Source organism: Serratia sp. N21D137 (assembly GCF_047530005.1).
Lineage (GTDB): Bacteria > Pseudomonadota > Gammaproteobacteria > Enterobacterales > Enterobacteriaceae > Chania > Chania fonticola_B.
Genome location: NZ_JBLJAJ010000003.1, coordinates 186689 through 205909, shown reverse-complemented (window position 1 = coordinate 205909; position 19221 = coordinate 186689). Strand labels below are relative to the sequence as shown.

20 protein-coding genes and 3 tRNA genes are annotated in these 19221 nt (G+C 56.4%); 16 read left to right on the top strand and 7 right to left on the bottom strand.

All coding sequences use genetic code 11. The features are described from left to right. Positions 1-332 precede the first annotated feature (332 nt). From ACMV5H_RS04190 to ACMV5H_RS04170, 5 genes are read left to right on the top strand one after another with little or no spacing between them, the layout of a single operon-like run. On the top strand, positions 333-1826 hold the full coding sequence (locus ACMV5H_RS04190) for an APC family permease (protein ID WP_262185908.1): 1494 nt from the start codon (positions 333-335) through the stop codon (positions 1824-1826). Next, entirely contained in the window at positions 1801-2388 is a 588-nt protein-coding gene (locus ACMV5H_RS04185) for a DUF3156 family protein (RefSeq protein WP_094982186.1), read from the top strand. Before ACMV5H_RS04190 ends, ACMV5H_RS04185 begins: the two co-directional genes overlap by 26 nt. Then, positions 2381-3163 carry an SDR family NAD(P)-dependent oxidoreductase gene (locus tag ACMV5H_RS04180; RefSeq protein WP_037376672.1) on the top strand — a complete coding sequence of 261 codons (783 nt, stop codon included), beginning with the start codon at positions 2381-2383 and terminating at the stop codon, positions 3161-3163. Before ACMV5H_RS04185 ends, ACMV5H_RS04180 begins: the two co-directional genes overlap by 8 nt. Positions 3164-3173: 10 nt before the next feature. Further along, positions 3174-3965, top strand: a complete 792-nt coding sequence (locus tag ACMV5H_RS04175) for a MoaF C-terminal domain-containing protein (RefSeq protein ID WP_094982185.1) — start codon at positions 3174-3176, stop codon at positions 3963-3965. 4 nt (positions 3966-3969) lie between these two features. Then, positions 3970-4761, top strand: a complete 792-nt coding sequence (locus ACMV5H_RS04170; RefSeq protein ID WP_414821485.1) for an SDR family oxidoreductase — start codon at positions 3970-3972, stop codon at positions 4759-4761. A gap of 40 nt (positions 4762-4801) precedes the next feature. Here the strand turns inward: ACMV5H_RS04170 and hpaR are convergent, their stop codons facing one another. After that, a complete protein-coding gene (gene hpaR / locus ACMV5H_RS04165; RefSeq protein ID WP_021808000.1) occupies positions 4802-5245 on the bottom strand; it encodes a homoprotocatechuate degradation operon regulator HpaR in 444 nt (147 codons plus the stop codon). A 260-nt stretch (positions 5246-5505) separates the two neighbouring features. Here hpaR and ACMV5H_RS04160 point away from each other — a divergent pair, with 260 nt between their 5' ends. From ACMV5H_RS04160 to hpaA, 9 genes are all read left to right on the top strand, one after another. Beyond that, a complete protein-coding gene (locus ACMV5H_RS04160) occupies positions 5506-6132 on the top strand; it encodes a fumarylacetoacetate hydrolase family protein (protein WP_115159037.1) in 627 nt (208 codons plus the stop codon). Between the two features lie 2 nt (positions 6133-6134). Next, entirely contained in the window at positions 6135-6899 is a 765-nt protein-coding gene (locus tag ACMV5H_RS04155; RefSeq protein ID WP_021808002.1) for a fumarylacetoacetate hydrolase family protein, read from the top strand. Further along, positions 6896-8350, top strand: coding sequence for a 5-carboxymethyl-2-hydroxymuconate semialdehyde dehydrogenase (gene hpaE, locus ACMV5H_RS04150; protein ID WP_115159038.1), 1455 nt, complete (start codon positions 6896-6898; stop codon positions 8348-8350). Before ACMV5H_RS04155 ends, hpaE begins: the two co-directional genes overlap by 4 nt. Before the next feature lie 106 nt (positions 8351-8456). Next, positions 8457-9314, top strand: coding sequence for a 3,4-dihydroxyphenylacetate 2,3-dioxygenase (gene hpaD, locus ACMV5H_RS04145; RefSeq protein ID WP_021808004.1), 858 nt, complete (start codon positions 8457-8459; stop codon positions 9312-9314). 9 nt (positions 9315-9323) lie between these two features. Further along, a complete protein-coding gene (locus ACMV5H_RS04140) occupies positions 9324-9710 on the top strand; it encodes a 5-carboxymethyl-2-hydroxymuconate Delta-isomerase (RefSeq protein ID WP_021179191.1) in 387 nt (128 codons plus the stop codon). Positions 9711-9724: 14 nt separating this feature from the next. Then, positions 9725-10528 (top strand): 2-oxo-hept-4-ene-1,7-dioate hydratase, encoded by an 804-nt coding sequence (hpaH, locus tag ACMV5H_RS04135; RefSeq protein ID WP_021808005.1) that lies wholly within the window; start codon positions 9725-9727, stop codon positions 10526-10528. Between the two features lie 11 nt (positions 10529-10539). Then, a complete protein-coding gene (hpaI, locus tag ACMV5H_RS04130) occupies positions 10540-11337 on the top strand; it encodes a 4-hydroxy-2-oxoheptanedioate aldolase (protein ID WP_059199637.1) in 798 nt (265 codons plus the stop codon). Between the two features lie 11 nt (positions 11338-11348). After that, the gene (gene hpaX, locus ACMV5H_RS04125; protein ID WP_059199638.1) at positions 11349-12719 is read left to right on the top strand and encodes a 4-hydroxyphenylacetate permease; all 1371 of its coding nucleotides are present in this window, start codon (positions 11349-11351) and stop codon (positions 12717-12719) included. Positions 12720-12842: 123 nt separating this feature from the next. Then, the gene (gene hpaA, locus ACMV5H_RS04120) at positions 12843-13739 is read left to right on the top strand and encodes a 4-hydroxyphenylacetate catabolism regulatory protein HpaA (protein ID WP_059199639.1); all 897 of its coding nucleotides are present in this window, start codon (positions 12843-12845) and stop codon (positions 13737-13739) included. An 11-nt stretch (positions 13740-13750) separates the two neighbouring features. Here hpaA and ampH read toward each other — a convergent pair whose 3' ends face one another. Further along, the gene (gene ampH / locus ACMV5H_RS04115; protein WP_021808009.1) at positions 13751-14893 is read right to left on the bottom strand and encodes a D-alanyl-D-alanine-carboxypeptidase/endopeptidase AmpH; all 1143 of its coding nucleotides are present in this window, start codon (positions 14891-14893) and stop codon (positions 13751-13753) included. A 141-nt stretch (positions 14894-15034) separates the two neighbouring features. Beyond that, a complete protein-coding gene (locus ACMV5H_RS04110; RefSeq protein ID WP_115159039.1) occupies positions 15035-16105 on the bottom strand; it encodes a GGDEF domain-containing protein in 1071 nt (356 codons plus the stop codon). A gap of 238 nt (positions 16106-16343) precedes the next feature. On the opposite strand from ACMV5H_RS04110, the gene ACMV5H_RS04105 reads away from it, so the two are divergent. Further along, on the top strand, positions 16344-16628 hold the full coding sequence (locus tag ACMV5H_RS04105; protein WP_021808011.1) for a DUF1435 domain-containing protein: 285 nt from the start codon (positions 16344-16346) through the stop codon (positions 16626-16628). 79 nt (positions 16629-16707) lie between these two features. Here ACMV5H_RS04105 and ACMV5H_RS04100 read toward each other — a convergent pair. From ACMV5H_RS04100 to ACMV5H_RS04085, 4 genes are all read right to left on the bottom strand, one after another. Beyond that, a tRNA-Leu gene (locus ACMV5H_RS04100) sits at positions 16708-16794 on the bottom strand. 43 nt (positions 16795-16837) lie between these two features. Then, a tRNA-Leu gene (locus ACMV5H_RS04095) sits at positions 16838-16924 on the bottom strand. Between the two features lie 35 nt (positions 16925-16959). After that, positions 16960-17046 (bottom strand) — tRNA-Leu (locus tag ACMV5H_RS04090). A 65-nt stretch (positions 17047-17111) separates the two neighbouring features. Then, on the bottom strand, positions 17112-18062 hold the full coding sequence (locus tag ACMV5H_RS04085; protein ID WP_021808012.1) for a LysR family transcriptional regulator: 951 nt from the start codon (positions 18060-18062) through the stop codon (positions 17112-17114). A 117-nt stretch (positions 18063-18179) separates the two neighbouring features. On the opposite strand from ACMV5H_RS04085, the gene ACMV5H_RS04080 reads away from it, so the two are divergent. Further along, the gene (locus ACMV5H_RS04080) at positions 18180-19172 is read left to right on the top strand and encodes an aldo/keto reductase (protein ID WP_414821484.1); all 993 of its coding nucleotides are present in this window, start codon (positions 18180-18182) and stop codon (positions 19170-19172) included. Positions 19173-19221 lie beyond the last annotated feature (49 nt).

Sequence of the window (19221 nt, the reverse complement as noted above, 5' to 3'; positions counted from 1 at the left end):
ATGCAACACAACGAAAACATATTAACAACGTGAGCCGGATTGCAATAAAATACATTAATAACAACATCCCCATGCTGATTGACGGGGTGTCTTTCTGACAGAAAGTGGCTTTTTCATTAACACATTAATAAAAATTGCCGAGCGGTTACTATTGAATTTAAAGTAATTTCTCGCTAATGGTGCTTTTTGCCCAGTAGCTCAACTCCCCCTTACTCCCTTTACGTCTCTCGTCCTTAAGGACGATAGCCAGCCTTTTGCTTTCCTTCCTATAGTGAGATTACCGCCCTTGGCGGCTACAACACCGGGTAAAACTACTATAAGAGGAAGTAACCATGAACCTGTCGTCGCGGCTCAGTGCCCAGCTAGAACGGGGCAAGGTCGGGTTCCCCACCACGTTAGCCAGTTCGGTTGGGGTGATCATGGCTAGCCCGGTGATCCTCACCGTTACCAGCGGTTTTGGTATCGGTGGCGACACCTTCGCGCTGGCGATGCTGATCGCCTTTATCATGATGCAAGCCCAGCTCACCACCTTCTCGGAAGCGGCGGCGATCCTGCCCACCACCGGCTCGGTGTATGACTATATCTCCTGCGGCATGGGGCGATTTTTTGCCATTACCGGCACCCTGTCTGCCTATCTGATCGTGCATATCTTTGCCGGTACCGCCGAAACCATTCTTTCCGGCATCATGGCGCTGGTGAACTTTGAGCACCTCAATACCCTGATGGAAAGCAACAACAGCTCGTGGATGATCGGCGTGGGCTTGGTGATCATTTTCGGTATTCTGAATGCGTTTGGCATTGAAGCCTTCGGTAAGGCTGAGGTCGTGCTGACGTTCTGCATGTGGAGCACCTTGATGATCTTTTCGATCGCCGGGTTGCTTTTACCGCATGCTGTACCGCTAGAAGGTTGGTTTGGCACCATGCTGGATGTCGGCGATCCCCTGGCGGTGTTCAGCCTGGTGGGTATGGCGATGTTTATGTTCGTCGGCTGCGAGTTGGTGACGCCGATGGCGCCGGAGATCAAACGTTCTCACCGCGTGATCCCGCGTGCCATGTCCTTGGGACTATGCGGTGTAGCGTTGTGTATGGCGTTATACGGAGCAGCACTTAGCCATCAAGTGGAGAACGTGGTAGTAGATGCTGCCAATAACGTACATCTGTTGGATACGCCGATGGCTATCCCGGCATTTGCTGGCCAGATCATGGGCAACTTCGGTAAATACTGGCTGGGTGTTGGGCTGCTGTTAGCCGGGGCGGCCACCATTAACACCCTGATGGCGGCGGTGCCACGCATTATCTACGGCATGGTGTTGGACGGCGCTATGCCGCGCATCTTCGCTTATCTGCATCCACGCTTTAAAACACCGGTAGTTGCGATTGCCGCTGCGGTGCTGATCCCCTGCGTTCACGCTTTCGCCATTCAGGGCAATCTGGACCGCATCATGCCGATGGTGCTGGCAGCGGTCTGTGCCTGGGGCGTGGCTTACCTGCTGGTGACCTGCTCGGTGGTGATCCTGCGTATCCGCCGTCCAGATCTGCCACGCGCCTATAAGTCGCCTTGGTTCCCGCTGCCGCAGATTGTCTCCAGCATCGGGATCGTGCTGGCGATTTTCTACATCACGCCGCCGGGCATGAACCCACGCGATGTCTACATTCCCTTTGGCATCATGATCGGCCTGACCTCCGCCTATGCGCTGTTCTGGACCTTGTGCGTACAGAAGGTGAATCCGTTTAAACCGGTGCCGGTGGAAGAGGTGCTGGAGAGCGCCTTCAACAAGGCAGAAGCTGCGGAGGTGGAATTTGATCGGCTTACTTCCCTCACTTAATCGTTATTGGCGGCGTGACCCTCCAGGTTATCAGGCAGGGGCCACGCTCACCCGGTTGACGGCGAACCTGCAGCCTTACGCCTGTGAGCGCGTTGCCGTTAATCAGTTACGGCTCACGCTGCCACAGGGGCCGGTAATAGAGGTGGCAGAGCAGGTGCAGTCGCTGTTTTTGGCGCACATCGTCACTCACCGTTTCCGCTTGCAGGGCAACGCACGTTTTACCGAGCCGCTGGTGCTCAACATCATCACTGGTGGTTGGCTGCGTCGTAATGGCGTGGTTTATCGCACCAAGGCCAAACATGATGGTGCCCAGCAGTTGATTGCCGCGTTGCGGCAATACCCACAAATCGGCGACACGTTAGCCAAGCTCGATTTCCGCCGCGCCACGCTCACGATAACAGAGGGCAACTGGCAGTTGGATATTGAGCATTTTGCCGCTTCCGAAGTGGTCAGCCGCCTTCCCGCCAGCCGTCGCTATCTGCGGTTGGAAGCCGAGCAGCGGCGTTTGCTGTTGAGCAGTTTCCTGATGGTCAGCCAGTTGATGGAGCAATGCGATGAGTAGAGTGGTTGTGATCACCGGCGGCGGAACCGGCATTGGGGCTGCCTGTGCTCGTTTGCTGGTGCAGGAGGGGGACCGGGTATTTATCGTCGGACGTCGCCGTGAACCTCTGAACGCCTTGGCTGCGGAGATTGGGGCGTATGCCGTAGTTGGAGACGCCGCCAGCGGAGCCAGTTGGCAAACCGACATCCTGCCAGCCATTTTACAGCGGGCCGGACGTATCGACTGCCTGATTGCCAGCGCTGGCGGGATGGGGTTGGGTCGTATCACCGACGTCACCGATGTCCAATGGCAGCAGGCGTTGGACAGCAATCTCAATAGTGCGTTTGCCAGCGCCCGGGCCTGTTTGCCGGAGCTGGTGAAGCACGGCGGCAATCTGCTGTTTGTCGCTTCTATCGCCTCGTTGGCCGCCGGGCCGGAGGTGTGTGGGTATGTCACCGCCAAACACGCGCTAATCGGCCTGATGCGTTCCATCGCCCGTGACTATGGCCCACAGGGCGTGCGTGCCAACGCGGTTTGCCCCGGCTGGGTAACCACGCCGATGGCCGATGAAGAGATGCAGCCGTTGATGGCGGCACATAACTTAACGCTCGAGCAGGCCTATCAACATGTCTGTCGCGATGTGCCGCTGCGCCGCCCGGCCAGTGCGCAAGAGATCGCCCAGGTGTGTCGTTTTCTCTGCTCAACGCAGGCGTCAATTATTACTGGCGCAACGCTGGTGGCCGATGGCGGTTCCACCATTGTCGATGTGCCGACCTTAGCTTTCACTTCCCTGTAAGGAGATTGTCATGAGTTCAGAAGCGGTATTTATTCAGGTTGGCGCACTGGCGGAAGGTTTCGCCCCTCACAGCCATACGCTGGAGCAGCAGGATTTGGCCGGTACTTCGTTGGCGTTCCATTTTGCCGAGGGGGAAACGGTGCAGTGCAGCTTTAACGACGATCAAACCCTGCAGTGGGGAGAGCAACGGGTTGATTACCGGGCAACCGGCATTCGCCCGGGGATCCTGTTTATCGATTTCCTCGATCCGCAGCGGCCCAACAGCAGCGTTACGCTGGTGTGCGATCGTCAGCAGGGTAACTTTACCGCCGTCTATGGTCAGTTGCCGGAGGAATCGCAGGCGCGGCTGGATGCTTTTAGCCGGGTAGAGCAGGGGTTGCCGCTCACGGCGGTGAATGCCGAATTCCGCTTTGGCCGTCTGGACAAGAACGATGCAGCGTTGCCGCAGTTTACCGACGAACTGATTGGGATGCGTAATCTATATACCTACAGCCCGACGGAGCGCTATGAGCATATTTATCTGAACAATAATTTCTACGCTTGGCAGTGCTTGGACGGGGTCGAGAAAGGGCTGGCGGATGTCGATCGCTGCCATTACGTCAAAGTGGCGGAGAAGCTGTATCTGTTCGTCTGGCGCGAGAAGATCATTCCGACGCTTGGCGTAGTGATGATCGACCTGCAAGAGATGCGCACCGATGGCAAGATCCTCGGTTATCAGGGCAGCGATTTCAGCAGCCTGAGCAACTTTGCCGTAGGCGCTCACGCGCAGATCCTGAACACCACGCATTACCCTAAGGCCTGAGCCGATGACGGCGATTTATGCCAGTGATGCGTTTGCCGGGCAGGTGGTGCTGGTGACCGGCGGTGCACAGGGCATTGGGCTGGCGATCGTCAGCGCCTTTGCACGTTTGGGGGCCAAGGTGGTGATGGCGGACATACAACTGCAAAAGGCACTGGAGGCGGCTGAAAGCCTGTGCCAACGGGGTTGTAACGTGGAGGCTACAGCCTGTGATATGGCCGATGCAGGGCAGATTGACGAGCTGGTCACACAGACAGCGAAGCGGCATCAACGGCTGGACGTGGTGATCCACAACGCCGCTTATTTTCCGCTGAGGCCGTTTAACCAGATTGATGCCGAACTGTTGCAACGCACCTTGAGCGTCAATTTGATGGCCCCGTTCTTTCTGGCGCAGGCGGCGTTGCCGTGGATGAAGCGCCAGGGGGGCGGACGTATTCTGGTGACCTCGTCGGTCACTGGGCCAAGGGTAGCCTACCCAGGGCTGGCGCACTATGCGGCTTCCAAGGCGGGGGTAAATGGTTTTATTCGCGCTGCCGCGTTGGAACTGGCATGTGACGGGATCACGGTAAATGGCGTGGAGCCGGGGATGATCCGCACGCCCGCGATGGCAAATCTGGGCGGGGAAGCGCTGAATCAGGCGATAGCCGCTGCGGTGCCGCTGGGCAGGTTGGGGGAGCCGGAGGATATTGCGGCAGCGATGGTCTTTTTGGCCTCGCCGGCTGCGAGTTATATCACCGGCCAGACGCTGGTGGTGGATGGCGGTGCGCTATTGCCGGAAGCCCAACCTGTCATTAATTGAGGAACCCTCTAGGTGCTGATGGGGGCTGCGAGCAGCGCCCCTATTTGTGAGCAACCACGTTGTTAGCCTGTTGATCCCCTAAGCGGATCAGCTCATCGAGCAACGTCATCAACTGATCCATCTTCTGCTTCGAGAATGCTGCTTCTATTTCCCCATATCCCTGTTCCACCTGGTGGCGTGCCAGTTCATACAGCTCCTGGCCTTGCTGGGTCAAGGACACGTACAGCTTGCGCTGATCGTTAACCGGCTTGAGGCGAAAGATCAGCTTATCCCGCTCCATGCGCGACAGGATGCCGGTCAGGCTGGGGCGCAGGATGCAGGTCTCTGCGGCCAATTCGTGAAACTCAATGGAACGGTTATCGGCCAATACGCGAATGATGCGCCATTGCTGCTCTGTCAGGTTGTGGCTTTTCAGGATCGGGCGGAAGAACCCCATGGCGGTTTCACGCGCCTGCAACAGGGCGATGGTTAACGATTCATGCATGTCGATGGCCTTGGCTTAATTTTATTAACAACTTAATAGTAGCCAATTTTTGACCGGCGGAGAACGGTAAAACGCGATCCGTCACGTAAAAATCCTGCAAAAAAGGTTAATTTGCTGATTAATAACGCTAATGTGCATAATTTGTGAATATTTCGTTATCACGATCACAAATTAAATTAACAACGTTGCGTAAATGCTGAACAGCGTATAAAAGTATTCATTAACATATTAATGATTGGCGTTCCGTAGAAGGAGTCTGCATGAAAGGCACCGTATTTTCCGTAGCACTTAACCACCGCAGCCAGCTTGATGCCTGGGATCAGGCGTTTCGCGCCGCCCCTTACCAAACGCCGCCCAAGACGCCGGTGTGGTTCATCAAACCGCGCAATACCCATCTTGCCAACGGTGGCTGTATCCCGTTTCCGGCCGGTGAAACCGTACAAAGTGGCGCAACGCTGGCTGTAGTGATGGGTAGCACTGCTCGCAAGGTGCCAGCGGATAAGGTGGCCGATTATGTGGCCGGTTACGCCTTGGCAAACGACGTCAGCCTGCCGGAAACCAGCTTCTATCGCCCGGCAATCAAAGCCAAATGCCGCGACGGTTTCTGCCCGCTGGGAGAGGTAGCTCCACTGGCTAGCACCAGCGGCCTGGAAATCATCACCGAAATCAATGGCGTGGAACAGGATCGCTGGTCAACGGCCGATCTGGTGCGTTCGGTGCCGGAACTGATCGCCGCCATCAGCGATTTTATTACCCTGCAACCGGGGGATGCGGTGCTGATTGGCACGCCACACCAGCGGGTTGAGATCAAACCGGGTGACCAAGTGACGGTGCGGGCCGCAGGTTTGCCAACCCTTACCAACCCAGTGACGCAGGCAGGAGAATAACCATGAGACATGCTCGTATCCGCCATCATGGCCAGATTGTTAACGTCACCGTAGACGACCAGCTAAGCGTTACCCTACCCGATGGCAGTAAGCTCGATGAGTACGATGTGGAATGGCTGCCACCGGCGCAGGGCACGATATTTGCCCTCGGCCTGAACTATGCCGATCACGCCAGTGAGCTGGAGTTTAAAGCGCCGGAAGAGCCTTTGGTGTTCCTCAAAGGGCCAAACAGCCTGACCGGCCACCGCCAGGTTTCCGTGCGACCGGCGCAGGTGGAATACATGCACTACGAAGCCGAGCTGGTGGCGGTGATCGGTAAAACCGCGCGCAACGTCAGCCGTGAGCAGGCGATGGATTACGTGGCCGGTTACACCCTGTGTAACGACTACGCCATCCGCGACTACCTGGAAAACTACTACCGCCCCAACCTGCGGGTGAAAAGCCGCGACACCTTGACGCCTATCGGCCCCTACATTGTCGATCGTGACGATGTCGCGGATCCGCATAACCTGACGCTCAGCACCTATGTTAACGGTGAACTGCGCCAGCGCGGCACCACTGCCGACATGATTTTCGACATCCCGTTCCTGATCGAATACCTGAGTGAATTTATGACGTTGCAGCCTGGCGACATGATCGCCACCGGCACGCCGAAAGGGCTGGCCGACGTGCAGCCTGGGGATGAAATTGTGGTGGAGATCGAAGGCATTGGCCGCTTGGTTAACCACATCATCAGTGAAAAAGATTACGAGGAGAGCAAGGGATGAAAACCATCAACCATTGGATCAACGGCAAGAACGTCGCCAGCAAAGAGTATTTCACCACCACCAACCCGGCTAACGGCGAGGTGCTGGCGGAAGTGGCGTCCGGTGGCCAGCTCGAAATCGACCAGGCAGTAGCCGCAGCCAAAGAAGCCTTCCCGAAATGGGCCAATACGCCGATGAAAGAGCGTGCGCGCCTGATGCGTCGCCTGGGTGAACTGATCGACCAGAACGTGCCGCAGATTGCCGAGATGGAAACCGCGGACACCGGGTTGCCGATCCACCAGACCAAAAACGTGCTGATCCCACGCGCCTCGCACAACTTTGAGTTCTTTGCCGAGATCTGCCAGCAGATGAATGGCCGCACCTACCCGGTGGACGACAAGATGCTCAACTACACGCTGATCCAGCCGGTGGGCGTGTGTGCGCTGGTATCGCCGTGGAACGTGCCATTCATGACTGCCACCTGGAAGACCGCGCCTTGCCTGGCGCTGGGTAACACTGCGGTGCTGAAAATGTCCGAGCTTTCGCCACTGACGGCGGATCGCCTGGGTGAACTGGCGCTGGAAGCCGGTATTCCTGCCGGGGTGCTGAACGTGGTCCAGGGCTACGGAGCGACGGCGGGGGATGCTTTGGTGCGTCATAAAGACGTGCGTGCAGTGTCCTTCACCGGTGGTACCTCAACCGGCCGTCGCATTATTGAAAGCGCCGGGCTGAAGAAGTTCTCGATGGAGCTGGGCGGCAAGTCGCCAGTGCTGATCTTTGAGGATGCCGATATCGAACGGGCGCTGGATGCGGCGCTGTTCACCATCTTCTCGATCAACGGTGAGCGTTGCACCGCAGGTTCACGCATTTTCATTCAAGAAAGCATTTATCCGGAATTCGTCAAACGCTTTGCCGAGCGTGCCAACCGCCTGCGCGTGGGGGATCCAACCGATCCAAATACTCAGGTTGGGGCGTTGATCAGCCAGCAGCATTGGGAAAAAGTCTCCGGTTATATCCGCCTGGGTATCGAAGAAGGGGCCACTTTGCTGGCTGGCGGCCCGGATAAACCGGCCGGTTTGACCCACGGCAACTTCCTGCGCCCAACGGTGCTGGCCGATGTTAACAACAATATGCGTGTCGCGCAGGAAGAGATCTTCGGGCCGGTGGCCTGCCTCCTGCCGTTCAAATCAGAAGAAGACGGCCTGCGCATGGCCAACGATGTGGAGTACGGCCTGGCGTCGTACATCTGGACGCAGGATGTGAGCAAAGTACTGCGTCTGGCCCGCAATATTGAAGCGGGTATGGTTTTCGTCAACACCCAGAACGTACGCGATCTGCGCCAGCCGTTTGGCGGGGTGAAATCCTCTGGCACCGGCCGGGAAGGTGGTGAGTACAGCTTCGAAGTATTTGCCGAGATGAAAAACGTTTGTATCTCCATGGGGGATCACCCGATCCCACGTTGGGGAGTGTGAGATAGCTCCGTGCCCTTTAAAACAACAACCAAGGACTAGACCCGATAGACATCAGCCTGCGGCCAGCCGTGCCGCAGGCTGAAAGATAAAGGGAATAGGAGGACATATGGGTAAATTAGCATTAGCCGCAAAGATTACACACGTTCCTTCGATGTACCTGTCTGAATTGCCAGGAGAACACCATGGCTGCCGTCAAGCCGCCATTGATGGTCACAAAGAAATCAGTGCCCGCTGTCGCGAAATGGGCGTCGACACCATTATCGTGTTTGATACCCACTGGCTGGTGAACAGCGCCTACCACATCAACTGCAACTCGCATTTCAAAGGGCTTTACACCAGCAACGAGCTGCCGCACTTCATTCGTGACATGACTTACGAATATGACGGCAACCCGGAGCTGGGCCAGATGATTGCCGAGGAAGCTCGCAAGCTTGGCGTACGTGCCAAGGCGCACGAGATCCCAAGCCTGGAGCTGGAGTACGGCACGCTGGTGCCAATGCGCTACATGAACAGCGACCGCCACTTCAAGGTGATCTCCATTTCTGCCTTCTGCACCGTGCATGATTTTGCCGATAGCCGCCGCCTGGGTGAAGCGATTAAAACCGCGATTGAGAAATACGACGGCACCGTGGCGGTATTGGCCAGCGGCTCGCTGTCGCATCGCTTTATCGACGATCAACGTGCCGAGCAGGGCATGAACAGCTACACCCGCCAGTTCGACCAGCAGATGGACGAACGGGTAGTGAAACTGTGGGAAGAAGGGCGCTTCCGCGAGTTCTGCGAAATGCTGCCGGAGTACGCTGACTACTGCTATGGCGAAGGCAATATGCACGACACCGTGATGTTGCTGGGCCTGCTGGGCTGGGACAAATATCAGGGCAAGGTGGAGTTTGTTACCCCGCTGTTTGCCAGTTCCGGAACCGGCCAGGTCAACGGCATATTCCCTCTTCCTGCTGAAGCCTGAGGATACCCAATGCCCCATTTTTACGCTGAATGTACCGACAACATCCGCCGGGAGGCGGATTTACCCGCGCTGTTCGACAAGGTTAATCACGCGCTGGCGGAAACCGGCATCTTCCCGCTGGCGGGCATCCGTAGCCGCGCCATCTGGCTGGATACCTGGCAGATGGCCGACGGCAAGCAGAACTATGCCTTTGTGCATATGACGCTGAAGATTGGCCACGGCCGCAGCCTGGAGAGCCGCCAGCAGGTGGGCGAAATGCTGTTCATCCTGATCAAGGATCACTTCGCCGCGCTGATGGCTAACCGTTATCTGGCGCTCTCCTTCACCATCGAAGAGCTGGATCCGGTGCTCAACTATAAGCAGAACAACGTCCATGCGCTGTTTAGCAAGGACTGAACAAGGAGTGGTAAATGCTGGATAAAGACGTACTGAGCCGAGCCGTGCAGCGCCTGCATCAGGCCGAGCAGAGCCGGGAACAGATCCGCGCGCTATCGCTGGATCACCCGGAGATCACTATTGAAGATGCCTATGCTATCCAGCGCCAGTGGGTTGAGCTGAAGATCGCCGAAGGGCGCACTCTGAAGGGGCATAAGATCGGGCTGACCTCGCGCGCCATGCAGGTCAGCTCGCAGATCACCGAGCCGGACTACGGCGCGCTGCTGGACGACATGTTCTTTAACGATGGCAGCGACATTCCGATCGATCGCTTTATCGTGCCACGCGTCGAAGTGGAGCTGGCGTTTGTGCTGGCGAAGCCGCTGCGCGGGCCGAACTGCACGCTGTTTGATGTCTATAACGCTACCGATTATGTGATCCCGGCGTTGGAGATCATCGATGCTCGCAGTCATAACGTCGATCCGCAAACCCAGCGGCCACGCAAGGTGTTCGACACCATTTCCGACAATGCTGCCAACGCGGGTGTGGTGATGGGGGGCAGGCCGATCAAGCCGGACGCGCTGGATCTACGCTGGATCAGTGCCTTGCTGTATCGCAATGGCGTGATTGAAGAGTCTGGCGTGGCTGCGGCGGTGCTCAATCACCCAGCCAACGGCGTGGCCTGGTTGGCTAACAAGCTGTCCCCGTATGACGTGGAACTGGAAGCCGGGCAGATCATTCTTGGCGGTTCTTTCACCCGCCCGGTGGCGGCGCGGCGCGGCGATACCTTCCATGCCGACTATGGCCCTATGGGCTGCATCAGTTGCCGGTTTGTCTAAGGAGAAACACCATGCTAACTAACCATTTCAAACAGGCCCTGCAGGAAAAACGCCCGCAGATCGGCCTGTGGCTGGGGCTGTGCAGCAGCTACAGCGCTGAACTGCTGGCCGGAACCGGGTTCGACTGGCTACTGATCGACGGCGAGCATGCGCCCAATAATGTGCAAACGATATTGGGCCAGTTGCAGGCGATTGCGCCTTATGCCAGCCATCCGGTGGTGCGCCCGGCCTGGAACGATCCGGTGCTGATCAAACAGCTGCTGGACGTCGGTGCGCAAACCCTGTTGATCCCGATGATCCAAAACGCCGAACAGGCGCAGGAGGCGGTGCGGGCTACCCGTTATCCACCAAACGGTATTCGCGGGGTTGGCAGTGCGCTGGCTCGGGCCTCGCGCTGGAACCGGGTGCCGAATTACCTGCACCTAGCCGACAGCCAGATGTGCGTGTTGGTGCAGATAGAAACCCGTGAGGCGGTGAAAAATCTGGACGCCATTCTGGAAGTGGAAGGCGTGGACGGAGTCTTTATCGGCCCGGCGGATCTGAGTGCCGACATGGGCTTTGCCGGTAATCCACAGCATCCCGAAGTACAGCGCACTATCGACGATGCCATTGCCCGTATCCGTGCCGCAGGCAAGGCACCGGGCATCCTGATGGCACAGCAGGAACTGGCGCAGCACTATCTGGCATCCGGCGCGTTGTTTGTTGCCGTTGGCGTGGATACCACCCTGCTGGTGCGGGCGGCAGACTCCCTGCTCAGCAGTTTCAAACAGGATAAACCGGCGGGGACACCATCCCAGGGCGTTTACTAATCGGAGTCATCATGAGCAACGTCGATTCGCTCAAGCCGCTGAACCCGGCAGAGCAACATAAAGCGTTAACCGCCACCGAGCAGTCGGTGATTAAAAAGTTATTTCGGCGCCTGATTATTTTCTTATTTGTGTTGTTTGTTTTCTCTTTCCTTGATCGCATCAACATCGGGTTTGCTGGTTTGACCATGAAGCAGGACCTTGGTCTTAGCTCCACCATGTTCGGCCTGGCCGCAACGCTGTTTTACGTCACCTACGTGATCTTCGGTATCCCTAGCAACATGATGCTGAGCAGGGTGGGGGCACGGCGTTGGATCGCTACCATCATGGTGCTGTGGGGCATTGCTTCTACCTGCACCATGTTCGCCACTGGGCCAACCAGCCTGTACGTGCTGCGGATGATCGTCGGCATTACCGAGGCGGGCTTCCTGCCAGGGATCCTGGTGTATCTCACCTACTGGTTCCCGGCGTTTTACCGTGCCCGGGCCAACGCGCTGTTTATGATTGCCATGCCGGTCACGATGGCATTGGGGTCGCTGGTGTCCGGTTATATTCTGGCGCTGGATGGCATGATGAACCTGAAAGGCTGGCAATGGCTGTTCCTGCTGGAAGGGATCCCTTCGGTGATCCTTGGCGTGGTGGTGTGGTTCTACCTGGACGACACACCGGCCAAAGCCAAGTGGCTGACTAGTGAAGAGAAGGCCAGCCTAAAAGCGATGATGGAAGCCGACAAATTGCAACTGGTGCAGCCGGAAGGGCCAAGCAGCCACCGGGCATTGCAACAGCGCAGCCTGTGGCGTGAGGTGCTGACGCCGGTGGTGTTGATGTATACGCTGGCCTATTTCTGCCTCACCAATACTCTGAGCGCCATCAATATCTGGACGCCGCAGATCCTGCAGAGCTTCAACCAGAGCAGCAGTAACATCATGATCGGTTTTCTGGCGGCAATCCCGCAAATCTGTACCATCGCCGGTATGATCTGGTGGAGTAAACGTTCGGATCGCTTGCAGGAGCGCAAGTTCCACACCGCGCTGCCATATCTGTTTGCGGCGGCAGGTTGGCTGTTGGCTTCGGCGACCAACCACAGCATGGTTCAGCTATTAGGGATCGTGATGGCGTCAGTCGGCTCGTTTACCGCGATGGCGATCTTCTGGACCACGCCGGATCAGTCAATCAGCTTCGAAGCTCGAGCGGTGGGGATCGCGGTGATCAACGCCACCGGTAACATCGGCTCGGCGGTCAGCCCGCTGCTGATCGGCTGGTTCAAGGATGTGACCGGCAGCTTTAACTCCGGGCTCTATTTTGTCTCGGCGTTGTTGATTATCGGGGCCGTGCTGGTATGGCGCATCCCGATGAAGGACTCGCGCCCGCGGGCCACGCCATAAACTTTGATAGTGCTTGAGGATACGCCCCCTCTCCCTTTGGGAGAGGGTCGGGGTGAGGGGAAATTGAATCGGTAATATTTTCCTTTTCACCCATTCCTTCTCTTATTTTCACCGGAGGATAACGTGCAGAAAAGTAACGGCTTTATCGCCAATATCGATATTGGCAAAGAGTATGACGCGCGTTACGCCGCTGATGAGGTGCACTACGAAACTTTTGCCGGGCTGGCGGCATTTTTTGGCCGGGATATGCAGGTGCACTGGCACGACCGCTTCTTCCAGTTGCATTATCTGGCCACTGGCAGGATAGAGCTACAGCTCGACGATCAGCACTATTCGGTGCAGGCTCCGCTGTTTATCCTCACCCCACCCTCAGTACCACACGCCTTTTTCACCGAACCAGACAGCGACGGCCACGTGTTAACGGTGCGGCAAGAACTGATCTGGCCGTTGCTGGAACGCCTGTATCCGGGCAGTAATCTGGCGCTGGATATGCCGGGAATTTGCCTTTCGCTGGCCGCAGTACCGCAAGAGTTGGCGGCGCTTGGGCATTATTGGGAACTGATCGCCCGCGAGTTCAGCCAAAAGATGGCAGGGCGCGAGCAGACGCTGGCATTGCTGGCCCAAGCGGTCTTCACGTTGATGCTGCGCAATACCTCATTGGATGACAAGGCCGCCAGCGGTGTGCGCGGCGAACTGAAGCTGTTCCAGCGTTTTAACAAGATGGTGGACGAGCGTTTTCGCGATCACCTGTCGGTGCCGGAATATGCCCAGTCGCTGGGAGTGACGGAATCACGCCTCAACGACCTGTGCCGCCGTTTTGCCAATCGGCCACCCAAGCGGTTAATCTTCGATCGCCTGCTGCGTGAAGCCAAACGGCTGCTGCTGTTCAGCGCCTGCACGGTACATGAAACGGCTTACAGCCTGGGGTTCAAAGATCCCGCCTACTTCGCACGCTTCTTCAATCGGCTGGAAGGCTGTTCGCCTTCCGCCTATCGCGCTACGCAACACGTGCTGTCATAACCAGGAGCGGGTCAACCTTTGTTCGCCACCAAATCCGCGACTAGCCGGTTGACCGGATCGCTCATATTGGTGAACTTGGTCAACTCCGAGCGGGTAACAACCACAAACACACCGATATTTTGCTGCGGCACCATCGCCATATAGGTGATGAAGCCGCCGCCGCCGCCGGTTTTCTGGATGATCCCTGGCAGACCGTCTTTCGGCGCCATATAGACCCAGCCCAGCCCTAAAGCAGAGGCTTCACCTGGTACGTCCATGCCTTTCAGTGACGTCAGATCTTTGCGCTGGAAATACATGGTTTGTTCGGTTAAAGCCGTTGGCTTGCGCGAGCCGCTTACGTTGGAGGAGAGGAACTGCTGCATCCAGCGCTGCATATCGCGCGGCGTTGAGTAAACGCCACCGCTGCCACTGGCGGCTGTGGTATCGCGGCAGGCGCTTGGCCCAGAGGCAGCCACCATCAGGCGTGAGCACTGCTCTGCGCTTGGCGTCAGCGTGGTATCAACCATCCCCAGTGGGCCAGTGACTTTCTCGCGCAACAAGACGTTATAAGGCTTGCCAGCGGCACGTGACAACGCATCGGCCAATAGGTCGTAGGCCAGGTTGGAGTAGGCCGCCCGCACGCCCGGTGGCACGGTAATGGTGGCATGAGACAACCACTGCCAGCGCTGTGACTTGGTGGGCCAGGTAAACACCGGCGTTTTTGGCGGTTTCTTGCCGGGTTGCTCACGCGGCAGGGCGCTGGTGTGCGTTGCCAGGTTCAGCAAGGTAATCGGCTGGCGAGAATTGTAGGCAGGAACGACGGCCCCTTTGGGAGCATATTTGCGCAGTGGATCGGTGAGTTTAACCTTACCTTCCGCCGCCATTTTGACCATCACTTCGCTGGTCATCAGTTTGGTGATGGAGGCGATGCGGATCAGGGAATCTGGCCGTGGACGCAGATCGTTGCCCGGTTTGGTATCGCCAAAACTGCGGTTAACCACCTGATTGTTATCGATCACCACCAGCGCCATACCGGTTGCGCCGCTGTTATAGAAGATATGTTCAGCATACCGATCGACAATCTGTGAGGTGAGCTGCGCGTCGGTCGCCTGACTGGCCAAGGGGGTGGCACACAGGCCAAGCGCCAGCAATAACGTGGAGAGTGAGGTCTTCAACGGTCGTGTTCCATATAAAAATGTGGCAGGGAAGGCGTAAGTTGTCCGCTAGTGTAATGCGCTACGGCGCGATTGGCATGTGGTAAAAGTGGCGACAGGTAAAAGTTTTTCACCTTTCCCCTTCCGGCGAAGGGGAAAAGATCAGGCGACTGGCTGAGGGTGGGGGGCTAGCTGAATATTGTTGCGGCCACTGTTTTTGGCCCGGTACAGCGCGGCGTCGGCGGCACAGATCGCAGAGTCGATGTCCAGCTTATCCAGAGCAGAAATCCCGGCGCTTAACGTCACCCTGGTTGTCTCCTGCGCGTGGAAACGATGGGTGATGGTCAATTCCTGCACGCATTGGCGCACCTTTTCCGCCAGATAGGCCGCGTAATCTTCACCGACGTTGGTCAGCAGAACCAAAAACTCTTCTCCGCCGTAACGCACCACGATATCCCGTGAGCGCACCGCATCGCGGATGGCCGTTGCCACCTGGACTAATGCTTGATCGCCCAGGGTGTGACCGTAGCGATCGTTGTAGACCTTGAAGTGGTCGATATCGAGTAGCAGCACAAAGTGGTTGCCCGAGGTCGGCGAGAGCAACTGATCCAGTTTACTCTCCAGCCCACGGCGGTTATACAGGCCGGTTAGCGGATCGATCATGCTCAGATCGCTGAACTTATCCCGTTCGTGATACAGGTTGGCCACCAGATGTTGGGTAAACATTTCGCTGCGCTTCAACAGCAAATGATGCACCGAGAAGGCGACGATTGGCAGCAGGGTGGTGAACAGAATACGCATGGTGTTATGCATGCCGTCCAGCCACAGGATTATCAGCGCCGAGGGAACGGCATGCAGACAGAAGGCCAGCAGGTTATCCGTCAGCGAGATCGCGCTGATAAAGAAAATACTGAACAGGCTGATCAGCAAAAAGCCGTGGTTGTCACTGGCGATAAGTTGACTCTTGCTATAGATGTGCGCTGCCCATAGCAACCCAAGGGTGATGGCGAGCAGGTTGAGCCTTTGGACATAGTGGCGCGGTGAATACAGCGTAAATAGCATGGCCGCCAGGCAAATTGCTGGAATGCACAATAGCGGCAGCGTGAATGCCGGGATTTCTTTAAAGGGCACGAATAAAGTAAAAATGGCAGAGGCTGCATTCATCAACAAGAAAAGAAACAGGGATAAGCGCTGTTTGCTGGTTTGCAGTTGCTGATAAGAACGCGAGTTCATACGGGGATCACTCTTTACCAATGGGGCCGGTCGAAGGAAAAATGTTGGACAATGCCTGCTGAATAATTCCAATTGGTTATTATTAACAGACTATAAATGTTAAGAATTTTCTTATATAAAACTAACATTTTTCGCGCAGGCTGTCATCCGCGTTCAGCCGGATCTTGAAAAGAGTGCGGGCCCAAAAAAAGTGTTATATGATATTGGTTATCATTATCACTTAAAGGGTGGGGTTATCATGTTAGCAGCCATGGTTACCGCTTGTGGATTGTGGGGCATCAGTTGGTGCCTGGGGAATCGGCTTGCCAGCGCCTGGGGCGTGTTGCTGCCCTGTGCTCTGATGCCGTTTCTGGCGTTGATCGACCTGGATATGATGCAACTACGTACTCTGATCGTGGTTGCTATGCTGGCCACGCTGGTGATGCTGTTTAACAGCCGCTGGCGTCATTACCTGCTGCTCCCTTCCTGCATGGCTCTAGCCGGAGGACTGGCCGCAATCAGCCTGCATTTCAGCTTTAACTGAAACGACAAAACCACGCCTGAGCGTGTTGGTTTTTTCAGTGAGTTTTAATGCAGGAACAGCTAGAAGAGAACCCATCAAGTGGTGCGAAGAGAGGGACTTGAACCCTCACGTCCGTAAGAACACTAACACCTGAAGCTAGCGCGTCTACCAATTCCGCCACCTTCGCACAGTTTGATGTGTTGCTTTGATGTCGATTTATATCACCAGCTTGGTGCGAAGAGAGGGACTTGAACCCTCACGTCCGTAAGAACACTAACACCTGAAGCTAGCGCGTCTACCAATTCCGCCACCTTCGCATACGATGCTGTGCAATATAAATCATGTGGTTATTTGGTGCGAAGAGAGGGACTTGAACCCTCACGTCCGTAAGGACACTAACACCTGAAGCTAGCGCGTCTACCAATTCCGCCACCTTCGCATACCAGATACGTTACCGGAGTAACGCTACCACGGAGGCGAATTCTAGAGATTTTGGCGGGGACGTCAATAGTTATTTCCTGGATTAGCGGCGTTTGCTGTAAAAAACGGCATATCAGCACTTTTATGGCCCTCGAACAACGTAATCAGCCAATCAATCAATACCCTGACACGAGGGGCAAGGAAACGGCCAGGCGGATACATGATGTAGATCGGCATCGGCGGTGGTGGCGTATCGGCCAGCACTTCCACCATTTCACCACTTTGCAACCAGGGAGAGAGCGTATAACGCGCCCCCTGGATGAGGCCCAATCCGGCACGGCAGGCACTGGTGTAGGCATCGGCTCCGCTAACGCTCAATCTGCTTGGCAATTCGCGAAGCTCAAGGTGACCATCACGGCAAAATTCCAGCGGGTAGTTGCGGTTATTCACCAAAGAGAAATAGCCCACCGCCCGATGATGTTGCAGCTCGTCGATCGATTGTGGGGTACCAAACGCTTTTAGATAATCGGGGGAGGCGCAGGTGAGCTGCGGCAGTTGGGCAATCCGCCGGGCAACCAGCGTATCGTCTGCGGTTTCCCAAGCCCGCAGCACGCAGTCCACACCTTCGCGCAGCAGATCAACGTGGGTGTCGTTGGCCCCCAGCGCAATTTCTATTTCTGGATAGCGTTGATAGAACTCATCGAGCGCCGGGATAACGATTTCCCGCGCCAGCGAATGGGGCATATCGATCCGCACCTTGCCGGTAGGTTGCAGCTTGTGGTGGCTGAACAGGGTATCTGCTTCTTCCAGGGCGTCCAGCAGGTGCAGACAACGTTGGTAGTACAGCGTCCCCTCGGCGGTGACCTGAACCTGGCGCGTGGTGCGCACCAATAATCTGACGCCAAGCCGTTGCTCCAGGCGTTTGAGCACGTTGCTTACCGTGGCTCGCGGCAGTTGCAACCGTTCGGCCGCGCGGCTGAAGCTGCCTAGTTCCACGATCCGGGTAAAGATGCGCATAGCCTGAACCTGATCCATTTTTCCGCCCGCATTGTTGGTGATTTATGAACAGTGATGTGCAATCTGCATTATTTATCTTTGTGGCATAAACAACCAGACTTTGTTTCGACATCCATGTTCAACAAGGACCACACAATGCAACAGCGCAAATTAGGTACTAATGGCCCCCTCGTCTCTGCCCTGGGTTTAGGTTGCATGGGGATGAGCGATTTTTACTTCACCGGCTATGACGAGCAGGAAGCGATCGCCACGCTACATCGGGCTCTGGAACTGGGGGTGACGCTGCTGGACACCGCAGATATGTACGGCCCTCACACCAATGAACAACTGATCGGCAAGGCGATCAAAGGCAAACGCGACCAGGTATTTCTGGCCACCAAGTTCGGTATTGTGCGCGATCCGGCAGATCCCACAGCGCGGGGCGTGAGCAGTAAACCGGACTATATCCGTCGCTCGGTAGAAGGCAGCTTGCAGCGGCTGGGGGTAGAAACCATCGATCTTTACTACCAGCATCGGGTCGACCCTACGGTACCGATCGAAGAGGTGGTTGGCACCCTGGCGGATCTGATCAAAGAAGGCAAGATCCGTCATATTGGCCTGAGTGAAGCCTCGGTTGCCACGTTGGAACGCGCTCACCAGGTGCATCCGATCACCGCGTTGCAGACTGAATATTCCTTGTGGAGCAGGGATGCCGAGCAGGGGCAACTGGCCGCTTGCCAACGTTTGGGCATTGGCTTTGTCGCCTATAGCCCGCTTGGGCGTGGCTTTCTGACCGGGGCGATCCAGAGTATCGAGGACTTGGCTGCAGACGATTTCCGCCGCGACAATCCACGTTTTCAAGGGGAAAACTTTGCTCGCAATCTGGAGCTGGTCACCAAGGTCAGTGAACTGGCCAGGCAGAAAGGCGTGACCCCGTCGCAACTGGCGTTGGCCTGGGTGATGGCGCAGGGGGAAAATATTGTCCCAATCCCTGGCACCAAACGTCGGCGCTATCTGGAAGAGAACGTGATGGCAGCGGAGATCTCGCTAAGTGAGCATGAACTGGCAGCGATCGAGGCTGTATTCCCACTGGCAGGCGTGGCAGGTGCACGCTATACAACGGTAGGTATGGAGTTGGTTAACGGTTGATGGCAGGGGGCTACAGTGAGGATATTTCCCCCTAACCAGAGTGGTAAGG